This is a genomic window from Pseudomonas sp. zfem005 (genome assembly GCF_032621735.1).
Classification (GTDB): Bacteria; Pseudomonadota; Gammaproteobacteria; order Pseudomonadales; family Pseudomonadaceae; genus Metapseudomonas; species Metapseudomonas solani.
Genome location: NZ_JAVYJE010000004.1, coordinates 75,900 through 87,870, shown reverse-complemented (window position 1 = coordinate 87,870; position 11,971 = coordinate 75,900). Strand labels below are relative to the sequence as shown.

At 67.9% G+C, this 11,971-nt stretch carries 10 protein-coding genes; 4 read left to right on the top strand and 6 right to left on the bottom strand.

Going from position 1 to position 11,971, the window contains the following annotated elements; genetic code table 11:
- Positions 1-176: 176 nt before the first annotated feature.
- From RTW82_RS09995 to RTW82_RS09980, 4 genes are all read left to right on the top strand, one after another.
- Positions 177-554: a DUF4189 domain-containing protein gene (locus RTW82_RS09995; RefSeq protein ID WP_021221671.1), complete on the top strand. Its 378-nt coding sequence runs from the start codon at positions 177-179 to the stop codon at positions 552-554.
- A gap of 137 nt (positions 555-691) precedes the next feature.
- On the top strand, positions 692-1,087 hold the full coding sequence (locus tag RTW82_RS09990; protein ID WP_316924999.1) for a DUF2946 domain-containing protein: 396 nt from the start codon (positions 692-694) through the stop codon (positions 1,085-1,087).
- Between the two features lie 54 nt (positions 1,088-1,141).
- Positions 1,142-3,307 carry a TonB-dependent receptor gene (locus RTW82_RS09985; protein WP_316924998.1) on the top strand — a complete coding sequence of 722 codons (2,166 nt, stop codon included), beginning with the start codon at positions 1,142-1,144 and terminating at the stop codon, positions 3,305-3,307.
- A 10-nt stretch (positions 3,308-3,317) separates the two neighbouring features.
- Complete coding sequence (locus RTW82_RS09980) at positions 3,318-4,820, top strand: PepSY domain-containing protein (RefSeq protein ID WP_316924997.1); 1,503 nt, start codon at positions 3,318-3,320, stop codon at positions 4,818-4,820.
- A gap of 182 nt (positions 4,821-5,002) precedes the next feature.
- On the opposite strand, the gene RTW82_RS09975 is transcribed toward RTW82_RS09980, so the two are convergent.
- The 6 genes from RTW82_RS09975 to RTW82_RS09950 form a co-directional block, all read right to left on the bottom strand.
- Complete coding sequence (locus RTW82_RS09975) at positions 5,003-5,683, bottom strand: DUF3313 domain-containing protein (RefSeq protein ID WP_316924996.1); 681 nt, start codon at positions 5,681-5,683, stop codon at positions 5,003-5,005.
- 115 nt (positions 5,684-5,798) lie between these two features.
- The gene (locus RTW82_RS09970) at positions 5,799-6,452 is read right to left on the bottom strand and encodes a TetR/AcrR family transcriptional regulator (protein ID WP_316924995.1); all 654 of its coding nucleotides are present in this window, start codon (positions 6,450-6,452) and stop codon (positions 5,799-5,801) included.
- A gap of 25 nt (positions 6,453-6,477) precedes the next feature.
- Positions 6,478-7,260 carry a hypothetical protein gene (locus tag RTW82_RS09965; RefSeq protein WP_316924994.1) on the bottom strand — a complete coding sequence of 261 codons (783 nt, stop codon included), beginning with the start codon at positions 7,258-7,260 and terminating at the stop codon, positions 6,478-6,480.
- 17 nt (positions 7,261-7,277) lie between these two features.
- On the bottom strand, positions 7,278-9,065 hold the full coding sequence (locus RTW82_RS09960; protein ID WP_316924993.1) for a sulfatase-like hydrolase/transferase: 1,788 nt from the start codon (positions 9,063-9,065) through the stop codon (positions 7,278-7,280).
- A gap of 354 nt (positions 9,066-9,419) precedes the next feature.
- The gene (locus tag RTW82_RS09955; protein WP_316924992.1) at positions 9,420-10,337 is read right to left on the bottom strand and encodes a response regulator; all 918 of its coding nucleotides are present in this window, start codon (positions 10,335-10,337) and stop codon (positions 9,420-9,422) included.
- A 4-nt stretch (positions 10,338-10,341) separates the two neighbouring features.
- Complete coding sequence (locus RTW82_RS09950; protein WP_316924991.1) at positions 10,342-11,646, bottom strand: sensor histidine kinase; 1,305 nt, start codon at positions 11,644-11,646, stop codon at positions 10,342-10,344.
- Positions 11,647-11,971 lie beyond the last annotated feature (325 nt).

The following is an 11,971-nucleotide window of genomic DNA, read 5'->3' as shown; positions in this document are numbered from 1 at the left end:
CCCCCTAATTGTCTGCTTATTCATAGGGGGCAGTGTGAGTACTGGCACGCGAGGACTGCGCGTACGGTGTCAGTGCAGCGAGTGATGGCGAAATACTAGCCATCGTCATCCCTTCCCTTTAGTCTCCCTCCACCCGCACCCACCTTCCCATCCTGCGGGCCCTTCGAGGACTCACCATGCAGCGGACCCTGGCTATCGCCCGCAAACTTTCCCTGTGCCTGGCATTCGGCCTGGCCGCCACCCAGGTGCACGCTGCCGGCGCCCTGGCCATCGACAGCAACCAGGGCCTGCAATACGGCTTCGCCTACGACTACCCGGACCTGTCCCAGGCCCAGGACCGCGCCCTGAGCGAGTGCGGCAGCAACTGCGAAGTGGTGCTGAATTTCGAAAGCGGCTGCGCCGCCTACGCCGCCGACCAGGTCAATGGCTCCACCGCCTATGGCTGGGGCGCCGACTTCAACGCCGGCAACGCCCAGTCCCGCGCCATTTCCGAATGCCAGGACCGCGGCGGCAACGCCTGCCTGGTGCGCAGCTGGGGCTGCAACAGCGAGTGATAGCCAGGGCGCCGTCGGCTGGCCCGATGCGCGCCGATTGCCCACTTTCCCGGTTATTCCTGCCCGCACGGCCCTGCGGCAAAACGCCACGAGCGGCCACTCCCGAGCGGCCCATCGACCTGCTAAAGTCGCCGCCCATGAAATTCACCCGCACCGAACGCCCGCTGATCGCCTGGATGCTCTACGCAAGCGTCCTGTTCAGCCTGTTCGCCTGCGGTATTCACCACGGCCAGATGAGCGGCCTGGCCCTCAGCGGCCTGGGCGGTGCCTTCTGTTCGGCCACCGACGCCGAAGGTGCCGGGATCGACGACAGCGGCAAGCAACTGCCCCAGCTCACCTCCCAGTACAGCTGCCCGCTCTGCTCCTCTTTCGCCCCGGCCGTGGCCCTCAGCAGCATCGGCTGGCAGATCGACGCCTTCCTCGGCGTGCCCGCGACACCGATCGAAGCCCACAGCTGGCCGCAACCGCCGCCGCGTGAACTCTGGCCTTCCCTCAACCCCCGCGCCTCCCCCACCTCTTCCTCGCTCGCCTGACCACTTGGCGCCTTCGCGCCGGATCCCCTGTGCACGCTCGACTAGGAAGAGCCGATGAACCCGAAACACACCTGCCTGGTGCTGCTGGCCTGTGCCTGCTCGCCCGCCTACGCCCAACACGCCAGTAACGCCCTGGAACTGCCCGCCAGCACCATCAGTGCCGCCGGGGAAAAGCCCGGCCTAAACCTCGACGCCGCTGCCGAAGGCACCTCGCGCCTGGGCCTCAGCCCCCGCGAGAACCCCGCTTCGGTGGCCATCGCCGACCGCGAGAAGATCGAGCGCATCGGCGCGCGCAACTCCCTCGATGTCGCCAACGCCCTGCCCGGCGTCAACGCCTCGGCCCCGCCCGGCTGGGGCGGCTACGTCGCCTACCGCGGCTTCAACGGCGCCCAGGTCAACCAGTTGTACAACGGCATCAGCCTGCAATACACCAGTGCCAACCGCCCGGTGGACGCCTGGATCTACGACCGCGTCGAGCTGATCGGCGGCCCCTCCTCCTTCCTCCACGGCAGCGGTTCGGTGGGCGGCAGCCTCAACTACGTCACCCGCTTGGCCAGCCGCGAGAACAGCGGCGAGGCGCGCATCCGCTATGCCCGCTTCGACGACCGCGAGGTCTCCATCGGCATCAACCGCGTGCTCAACGACGGCCCCGGCCCGCACCACTACGCCCGCCTCGACTACAGCCGCAACGACGGCAACGGCTACATCGATCGCCAGGAGCGCGGCGCCGGCAACTTCGCCTTCTCCCTGCTCAGCGACCTCACCGACAACCTCTCCCACACCCTGGCCATCGAGTACCTGGAAGAGAAGGAAGACAGCCCCTACTGGGGCGCGCCGACCCTCAACCCCAAGGCCGGCGAACTGAAGATCGACCGCCACGACCGCTTCTCCAACTACAACGTCGAAGACGGCCGCTACGAGCAGCGCACCCGCTGGCTGCGCTCCATCACCGACTACCGCCTCGATGACGCCAGCAGCCTGCGCAACACCTTCTACCACTACGAAGGCCAGCGCGATTACCGCAACCTCGAGACCTACCGCTACACCGCCGACAACAGTGCCATCCAGCGCACTGGCGCCTACCTGCAGCGCCACGACCAGGAGCTCAACGGCAACCGCGTGGAGTTCCTGCACAAAGCCGAATTGCTCGGCCGGGCCAGCGACTGGGCCTTCGGCCTCGACTACAGCGTCAACCAGCAGGCGGTCTACCCGCGTTCCTCCTCGGCGATATTCGACACCGTGCAACCCGGCGCCTTCGACCCCGGCCACTTCGACGACATCCCCGGCATGGCCGCCAGCCTGGTCAAGGCGCGCAGCAACGAGGTGAAGACCACCTCCGCCTTCGCCGAGAACCGCCAGCAACTCACCGACGAGCTGGCCCTGGTCACCGCCCTGCGCTACGACCACATCGAGCTGGACGCCACCAACCACGGCGCCGTCAGCGCCAACGCCCCGTCCTCCTTCGAGCGCCGCTGGGACGCCGTCACCGGGCGTGCCGGGCTGGTCTGGCAGTTCACCTCCGACGCCAACCTCTACGTGCAATACAGCACCTCGGCCGAGCCGCCGGGCGGCACCCTCACCGGCGCCAGCTTTACCCAGGTGCGCGACTACGACCTGAGCACCGGCCGCCAGGTGGAAGTGGGCAGCAAGCTGGACTTCGACGAAGGCCGCGGCTCGGCCACCGTCGCCGCCTACCGCATCGTCCGCAAGGACTTCCCCATCGCCGACGCCACCAACCCCAACAGCACCATCCAGGCCGGCCAGCAGACCTCCGACGGCATCGAGATCGCCGCCTCCTACCGGCTCACGCCCACGCTCACCGCCGAAGGCAATTTCGCCTGGGTCGACGCGCGCTTCGACGAGTTCAACGAGGTGGTCAGTGGCGCCAACGTCTCGCGCAAGGGCAAAACCCCGGTCAACATCCCCGATCGCCTGGCCAACCTCTGGCTCAGCTACGAGCTGACCGAGGACTGGCGCACCGGCGTCGACGCGCGCTACGTGTCCTCGGTCTACGCCAACAACGCCAACACCCAGTGGGTGCCCTCCTACACCCTCTACGGCGCCTTCCTCGAACACCGCCTGAGTGCCGACACCAACGTCACCGCGCGCCTGCGCAACCTCACCGACGAGGTCTACGCGCGCTTCATCCACCAGACCGGGGCGCAGTACTACCTGGGCGAGCCGCGCAGCCTGGAACTGGCCCTGGACATGCGCTTCTGAGGGCCGCCGGATGAAACGCCACCTGTACCTCTGGCACCGCTGGCTGGGCATCGGCCTGTGCCTGTTCATGGCCCTGTGGTTCGTCTCGGGCGTGGTCATGCTCTTCGTCGGCTACCCGAAGCTGACCCAGGCCGAGCGCCTCGCCCCGCTGCCGCCCCTGGCAACGGGCTGCTGCGTGGAGCCCGCCGTCGCGCTCGCGGCCAGCGGCCGCAGCGAAGCCCCCTCGAGCCTGCGCCTGGTCAGCATCGCCGGCGAGCCGCGCTACCTGCTCGGCTACCGCGACGCCAACCTGGCGGTGGACGCCCGCGACGGCGTCCTGCTGGGCGCTCAAGGGCCGCTGCAGGCCCTGGCCAGCGCGCGCAGCTTCAGCGGCGCCGAAGCCCATTACCTGGAAGGGGTGGACGAAGACCTGTGGAGCCACAGCCGCGCCCTGGATGCCGACCGCCCCCTGCACAAGGTGCGGGTGGACGACGCTGCCGGCAGCCTGCTCTACCTGTCCTCGCGCACCGGCGAGGTGGTGCGCGACGCCGGGCGCATGGAGCGCGGCTGGAACTACCTGGGCGCCTGGCTGCACTGGCTCTACCCACTGCGCGGCGGTGTGCTGGATGGCCTCTGGGCCAACATCGTCATCTACCTGTCCCTGGCGGCCACGGCGATGGCCGTGCTGGGGGCGGTGGTCGGCCTGCTGCGCTGGCGTTTCTCCAGGCCCTACCGCAGCGGTTCGCGCTCGCCCTACCCGGCCGGCTTCGCCCGCTGGCACCACCTCACCGGCCTGGGCTTCGGCCTGCTGCTGATCGCCTGGATCTTCAGCGGGCTGATGTCCATGCGCCCCTGGCACCTCACCGAAGGCCGCTCGCCCCTCACCGCGCGGGATTTCCAGGGCGGCGAGCTGCGAGGCAACGCCTTCCATGTGGGCGTGAACGAGGCCCTGCAACGCTTCCGCGAAACCGGCCTGGAGCCGGTGGAACTGCAATGGCGGATGCTCGGCGGCGCGGCCTACCTCGGCGCCCTGGATGCCCGGGGCGACAGCCGCGTACTGCCTCTGAACGGCGCTGGCCCGGCCCTGGCGATGCTGCCTCGGACCACCCTGGAAGCCGCCGCACCGGAGCCCGTGGCGCAAGCCGACTGGCTGGAGGCCTACGACGCCTACTACTACCCCCGGGGCGAAGCCAGCATGTACGGCGGCCAGCCGAAGCGCCTGCCGCTGCTGCGCCTGGCCTTCGACGACCCCGGCCACAGCTGGGTGCAGATCGACCCCTACAGCGGCGCCGTGCTGGATGTGCTGGACGACAACCGTCGCGTTGGCCGCTGGCTGTTCAACCTGCTGCACAGCTGGGATTGGCAGCCGCTGCTGGAACGGCCGTGGCTGCGGGAGGTGCTGATCATCGCCTTCAGCCTCGGTGGCCTGGCCATCAGCGTCAGCGGCGTGGTGATCGGTTGGCGCCGGTTGCGCCCCAGGCACAAGCCGGTGCGTTCCCGCGTGCCTGCGAGGGCGACTGCGCGTCAATCATGACGCGCAAGCCGCTCATCCCTGACGAGCGGTCATAAATCCACCACCCGGGCACAGCCTGCGTGGCCCAAGGCCTGCAGGCATTCGCACCCAGCTTATCCACAGAGTCATCCCCGGTTTCTGTGGGTAGCACCGGGTTGCACCCGGGCCGTGGCCCGGGGCGGTCGCTGGCCTTGCGGAGGGGGTTACTGCGCGGTCTTGGCGGTCTGAAACTGCAGGGCGTCGCGGGTGAGCTGGTCGATCACCGGGGCCAGGTCGGCGGCGGTGACCTTCTGCCGGTCGTTGCTCAGGGTTTTACCGAAGCCCTTGCGCACCAGGCGCAACACCGACTTGCCGGAGGCGTTGTCCACCAGTTCGCCTTCGAGGAACAGCTCGGTGTTCTGGTCGCGCTCGCCGGTGGCGGCCATGGCGCCGCCCAGTACCAGAGCGATCGGCAGCACCTCGTAGGGACGCAGGCCCTGGTTCTCGGCGGCGACACCGGTGATGGCGCCACGGAACACCAGGGTACGTGGGCCGGCCTGCTCGGGACGCACCAGCGGCAGGCGCTGGGCCAGGGCGGCGGCCATCTGCTGGTTGGCACGGGCCAGCACGGCATCCAGGGTGGCCTGGTCGACCCGCGCATCGGGCTTGGGTTGCGGGTAGAAGCCCAGCGGTTGCAGCACCAGGCTGTCATAGCGGGACAGGTCGAAGCCGGGGTCCACCCAGCGCATCACCGGCACGCCCGAGGCGGAACGCGCGCTCTGCAAGCCTTCGTAGCTGGAAAGGAAGCCGGAATACTGGTCCTGGCTCACGGTCTTGCTAGTGCAACCGCCAAGGGCGACACCAACGGCCAGGACAACGGGGAGCAGCGTGCGGATCGGGTTCATGCGGGTGTTCCTCCGGGGGGTGAAGCGGTCGTTTTCGGGGCGTGCGGAAGCCGGCGCCGTGCCGTGGCCGCGCCCCGTTTCGTTGAAACCTGCGTCAAAAACAGCCGGGAAGCGGCTACAGCTCCCGGAAAATCGAATCCGCTGCGGGCTCGGGTTCGCCGAAGTCGATCCGACTGGCCTGCTCGGCCAGCTGCGGCTCCAGCCCCAGTGCCAGGAGGATGCTTCTGGCCAGCGTCTGGATGTAGACCTCGTCGACCTCCCGCTGCAACAGGGTGCCGAAAGTGCAGAGCACCGGACCGAGCACCAGGTCGATCGCCAGCGATGTCTCCTGCACCTTGAACAACCCCTGCTCGCGCCCGGCGAGCACTTCGCGGCCGATCACCGCCATGGCCGCACCGCCCGCAAACACCGCCTGGGCGCCGCCCTTGGCGAGAAACGCGGCGATGACCGGATAACGCCGCGCCAGCTTCACGCACAAGGTCACGCCACAGGCCATGCGCACGGCCGGGTTGTCGTGGCGGAGCACGATCGGGTCGACCGAGCCGATGATATCCACGCTCACCTCCGCCGCCACCGCCAGGAACAGCTCCCGTTCCGAGCGGAAGTGGTTGTAGAAGGTGCCTCGCGACAGTTCCGCCTGGCGGATCACCAGGTCGATGATCGGCTCGTCGATACCCCGCTCCGCCAGCAGGCGGAATGCGGTGAGGACCAACTTGCGACGGGTACGCTGGCGGCGCTCGGCGCCCACCTTGGTGCGGTGATCAGGCACGTGCCACCTGATGCATCGAAGCCTCCTAGAAGTGATAGGACATCCCGAGGTAGGGGCCCTCGTTTTCCATGTCGTAGACGAAGTCGCCCTTGTCGTAGTCGACCTTCATGTAGCGGAACCCCATTTCCGCCTCGAACGGGTCGCTCAGCATCCAGGACAGCCCCAGCGACGCCTGGGTGGTCAGGTCGGAGCCGAGCCCGAACCCGCCGACATCACCGCTGGCCACCACCGCCACCTCATGGGTCAGCGGGACGCGACCGCGCAGGCCGATGAAGGGCTCGACCCAGTCGACGCTCTGGGTGTGGTCCAGCTCGGCCGTGGCCCCGAATACGGCGGCATCCAGGTCGAGGGACGCCTTGATGCGGTTGTAGCGAATGCCGACGAAGCCGTCCGAAACGACTGGCGAGTCTAGCCATCTGTAGGCCAGCGCACTAGAGAGCATCAGTTGGCTGGTGGTCATGTCGGCGTCCACCCTGGCGCGCCCGCCGGGCGAGGCGACGCCTACCGAGTCGGAGGTCTTCATGTACAGGCTGTCGACGAGGATGCCCCAGCGGCCTTTCTGGAACTCCATGGCGCCCATGAAGCCGGCATCCAGGGTGTGGAGGATGTCGGAGAAGCTCATGTCCACCTGGGCCTCGGGCAGGTCGCGGATCCGGGTGCTGCCGTGCATGCGGGTGGCCCAGAGGTAGGGGTTGATCTTCACCGCCCAGGCATCGGGATCGGCACTGTCGGCCGCCTGGGTGGAAACGCTGGTGATCGCGCCACCCAGCAGCAGGGTGGCGAGGACGAGAACGTGGCGTGCGTCCATCTGCAGGCTCCTGGCGTTCAGAGGTCAATGCTGGAGATGGCCCAGTCGATGCCCTTGAAGTCGGGCATCTCGCGGCCGTCGTCGGCGCCGAACTCGGCCGCCATCACGGTGTTGAGCTTGGCGTTGAGCGCCATCAGCAGCGCCCCGTCCGCCGAGGGGGCGAGGTTGGTCTTCTCCAGCGGGTCGGCCGCCAGGTCGAACAGTTCCAGTTCGTTCCAGTGTTGCAGCGCTTCCAGGGTGGTGGGGGTGTTGCGCTCCACCGGTGCGAAGTAGCGGGTGAACTTGTGGCGCCCGTCGAACACCGTGCGCAGGCTGCCGCGCTTCTTCAGGTCGGGGCGGTAGCCGGCCTCCTGCATCGCCACGTTGGGCGGCACGCCCCGTGTGCGGCCCTCGGAGACGATGCGGATCAGCTCGCTGTCGTTGGTGGCGATGCCGCTGTAGGTGAAGAGGATCTGCTCACGCACGGTGTGCAGCCCACTGGCCTGGACATTGTTCAGCGCGCGGGAGATGTCGTGCCCCGGCAGGTCGCGGCCGGCGACGTCGGCCACCTTGCCCGCCTCGAGCCCGCACAGCGACAGCACCGAGGGCACCAGGTCGAGGTGGCTGGTCAGCGACAGGCAGCGCTGCCCGCCCTGCACGTCCGGGTGGCAGATGATCATCGGCACGTGGACGGACTCCTCGTAGGCGAACGGGCCCTTGCCGCGCAGGCCATGGGCGCCGCCCATTTCGCCGTGGTCGGAGGTGAAGATCACGAGGGTGTTCTGGTCCAGGCCGAGCTGGTCCAGCTCGTCGAGCAGGCGGTTGAGCTGGCTGTCCACCGAGACCAGGGAGTTGTAGTAGAAGTCGTTGAAGCGCCGCCAGCGGGCGTCCTCGTTGGGGATGTGCCCCAGGGTGTAGCCCCAGGCGCGGTCGAACTCGCCGTGGGCCTTGGGTCGGCCGGCCTCGGTCAGGCTCTGGTAGCGGGTGGCCGCCAGCGGCAGGGACCAGCGCTTCTCGTACGCCGGGTGCTTCGGTGCGCGCGCCGCCGGCATCATCAGTCTGCCGTTGTCCTGCACCTGCTCGGCGCCCTGGTCGGTGTTGAAGTACATGATGTCGTGGGGGTTCACCAGGCTGACGAACAACGACCAGGGCTTGCCCTCGTCGGCCAGCGCCTTGCCGGTGCCACGCAGCCAGGAGATGGCACTGCCGGCGATCATGTGGTCGTTCTGGTAGCCGCCCAGGGTGTGGGTCAGCACGTCACCGGGCCAGGCGTAGTCGGAGAAGCCGTAGGCATCCATCTCACGGGTGAACAGGCGCTCCGGGGCGTCCGGATCGAAGGCGCGGTCCAGGTGCCACTTGCCCTTGTAGGCGGTGTAGTAGCCGTGCTTGCGGAGCATGTGGCCGATGGTTGGGGTGGCGGTGGAGAGGGGCTTCACGTAGGGCATGTCGACGTTCTCGAACATGCCGTTGTCCGCGGTCTGCAGGCCGGTCATCAGCACCGCGCGGGAGCTGGTGCACATCACCGCCGAGCTGTAGTGGTTGTGGAAGGTGGTGCCGCTGTCCATCAGGCGCTGGTGGCCGCTGAGGGCCAGGTCCTCATGCAGGGTGCGGGAGAAACGCTCCTGGTCGGTGAAGATGAACAGCACGTTCGGGCTGCCGGCGCGCTTGCCCATCGCAGCCGCTTTCGGGCGCGACGCCGAGGCGCTGGTGGCCTGTGCCGCATTGGGCAGCACCGAGGCCGCCAGGGTCACCCCCGCCATGCCCAGGAACAGCCGCCGGGAAACACCGCCTTCGTCCTGGGTCTCATCTTGCTTGTCGACTGCCACGATTCTTCTCCTAGCCAACCGATCAATGTCCGACGTCGCTTTACGCGTCGAACTGTACGAATTGTCATTTTGGAGTTTTAGTTTATTTCGAGAATCGTGCAATCCCTCCACGGCCGCGTCATACGGTTGTTTGACGCTTTTTCAAGGCCGCGTGGAACGGGGGCTAAGTCATCAATTTAATTGGGAAAAAGTGTAGGAAGCGCTCAACCGGTTGGTGGCGCCTTGATGCCAGTTGACACGATAATCGGTAGATAAATGCGGACGAAAGGCAGGAACTTTATGCCCGCGCTGCGAGCGGCGCTCTCTGACCGGCAGCACGCGCGGTATGGCCGCCCGCCTGCCGTCGCAGAGCACTCAGGCGCTCAACCGCTCCCGCAGCCGCCCGAGCATCCCCAGCAGGCTGCCCACCTTCTCCCGTTCGCGCGCCTCGCGGGGCGCCTCGGCCTGGCGGGCCAGGGCCTGCTGCGGTTGCGCACGCCAGGCCTGGGCCTGGTCGGCGGCGGCCTTGAGGCCCTTCTCGAACAGCCCGCGGCGGATCGGCTTGGGCAGGTAGCGGAAGATCTGCGCCTCGTTGATCAGCTTGAGCAGCGCCTGGGTGTCGCGGAACGGCGTCACCACCAGGCTCAGCAGGCGCGGGTGGGCCTGGGCCAGGGATTTGAGCAGGGGCGTGGTGTCTTCCCCGGCAAACGTCAGGTCGCCCACCAGCAGGTCCACCGGCTCGTCGTTGAGCAGGCCCACCGCCTCGGCCAGGTTGCGCGGGCGCAGCAGGCGATGGCCGCCGCCCATGCAGAAGTCGGCGACGCTGGCCAGGGTTTCCGGGTCGTCGTCCAGCAGCAGAACGCTCAGGGCGACGGCCTTGCTGGCAGCCTGCAGCGGCACCGCCGGGGCCGACACCTGGCGGCCGGCGATCTCCGCCGCCTGGCGCAGGGTGAAGGCCATCTCCTGCGGGTCCCAGGGTTTGGTCAGGTAACGGAAGATGCCGCCGCTGTTCAGCGCTTCCACCGCCGCATCCAGGTCGGAGTAACCGGTGAGCAGGATGCGCAGGCAATCCGGCGCCATCTCGCGCACCTGGGTCAGCAGCTCGGCGCCGCTCATCTGCGGCATGCGCTGGTCGCTGACGACGATGTGCACCGGCTCCTTGGCCAGGCGTTCCAGGGCACGCAGCGGGTCGCTCTCGGTGAGCACTTCGTAATCACGGCGGAACTGCATGGCGAGGCTGCGCAGGATGCGTTCCTCGTCATCGACGAACATCACGCGGATAGGCGAAGTCATGGGGTCAGGCGCTCCGTTTCATTTCACGGGCCTGCACGCGCGGCAGGCGGATGAGGAAGCGCGTGCCGCGCCCCACTTCAGAGGCCACGCGAATGCTGCCGCCGTGGTCCTGGATGATCTTGTAGCTGATGGACAGGCCCAGCCCCGTGCCCTCGCCCACCGGTTTGGTGGTGAAGAAGGGATCGAAGATGCGCCGCACCACGTCCGGTGCCATGCCGCAGCCGCTGTCCTGCACCGAGATGCACACCCAGTCCGTCTCGGTCCAGCTCTTGATCTGGATGCGGCCGAAGCCGACCGTGGCCTGGGCGGCGTTGGTCAGCAGGTTGAGCAGCACCTGGTTGATCTGCGATGGCGCGCAGGCCACCCGGGGCAGCTCGCCCAGCTGCTGCTGCACCTCGGCCTTGTCCTTGATGTGGTTGCGGGCGATCAGCAGCGCACTGCGGATGCAGTCGTTGAGGTCCACTTCCTCGCTCATGGCGCGGTCCAGGCGGGCGAAGTCCTTGAGCCCGGCCACCAGCTCGCCGATCTGCTCCAGGCCATAGAGGGTGTCGCCATAGAGCTGGCGCAGGTCTTCGCCCAGCAGCTCCGGCGCCACCTGCTCGCGCATCGCCGCGGCGGCATCCAGGGCATCGCCCAGGCGCTGCTCGTCGCAGTCCGGGTCACGCAGGCAATCGGCCAGGGCCGCCTGGCTGCGGGCCAGCTCGGTGAGCGGCGCGGTGAGCTGGTCGAGCAACTGCACGTTGTTCTTCACGTAGCCCAGCGGGGTGTTCAGCTCATGGGCGACGCCGGCGACCATCTGGCCCAGGGAGGCCATCTTCTCCGACTGCACCAGCTGGGCCTGGGATTCCTTGAGGTCCACCAGCGCCTTGCGCAGCACCTGGTTGCGCTGGGCGATGCGCAGCTCCATGGCCTTGAGCAGGTCGAGCACGGTGCCCAGGCCCTGGTAGCGGCCCTCGCCGTCCACCAGGATGAAATCCTCGGTGATGGGGTATTGCAGCTCGGCGGTGATCTGCTTGGCGGCCTGCTCCAGGCTCATCTCCAGGCTCAGCACCAGGGGCGTGGCGTTCATCACCTCGCTCACCGGGCGGCGGCCCCAGAGGTCGCGCCCGAAGCGCTGCATGAAGATGTCCTGCAGCGTATAGCGGCTCACCAGCCCCAGCGGGCGGGCCTCGGCGTCCACTACCGGCAGGGAGAGGAAGGTCTTGTGTTCCGGGGTCAGCAGCCGGTCGGCCACATCGCTGATGCTCATCGCCGGTTCCAGCCCCGCAACGGGTTTGAGCAGGCGCGCCAGACTGCTTTCGGCTGCCATGATCCAAGGCTCCTTCCACTGAGAATGGGCGCCATTCAAGCAGTGCCAGGTTGCCATCATGTGACAGCTGTCTCATTTCCCTTACACCCGGCTTCGCAGGCCAGTCGCCGGGTTGGGCGTGGGCGACGCCCCACCCGTCCACCATCCGGGCTCGCCGGCAACACCGCTGGTGGAGGTAAAAAGCGACCTCCACCCTACACAGCGGTCAAGCCCCCTCGGGCTGGCGGCTTTGTGCATGGGCGACCTTCATCCGGCTCACCGTTGGGCTCGGCACCAACCTCGGACGTAGGGTGGACCGCGCTTTATCGGTCCACCATCCGGGCTC

Excerpts from the sequence above, each read along its gene's own strand:
- RTW82_RS09995 (WP_021221671.1), top strand. The coding sequence starts at position 177 with ATGCAGCGGACCCTGGCTATCGCCCGCAAACTTTCCCTGTGCCTGGCA.
- RTW82_RS09985 (WP_316924998.1), top strand. The coding sequence starts at position 1,142 with ATGAACCCGAAACACACCTGCCTGGTGCTGCTGGCCTGTGCCTGCTCG.
- RTW82_RS09980 (WP_316924997.1), top strand. The coding sequence starts at position 3,318 with ATGAAACGCCACCTGTACCTCTGGCACCGCTGGCTGGGCATCGGCCTG.
- RTW82_RS09950 (WP_316924991.1), bottom strand. The coding sequence starts at position 11,646 with ATGGCAGCCGAAAGCAGTCTGGCGCGCCTGCTCAAACCCGTTGCGGGG.
- RTW82_RS09975 (WP_316924996.1), bottom strand. The coding sequence starts at position 5,683 with ATGAACCCGATCCGCACGCTGCTCCCCGTTGTCCTGGCCGTTGGTGTC.
- RTW82_RS09990 (WP_316924999.1), top strand. The coding sequence starts at position 692 with ATGAAATTCACCCGCACCGAACGCCCGCTGATCGCCTGGATGCTCTAC.
- RTW82_RS09955 (WP_316924992.1), bottom strand. The coding sequence starts at position 10,337 with ATGACTTCGCCTATCCGCGTGATGTTCGTCGATGACGAGGAACGCATC.
- RTW82_RS09965 (WP_316924994.1), bottom strand. The coding sequence starts at position 7,260 with ATGGACGCACGCCACGTTCTCGTCCTCGCCACCCTGCTGCTGGGTGGC.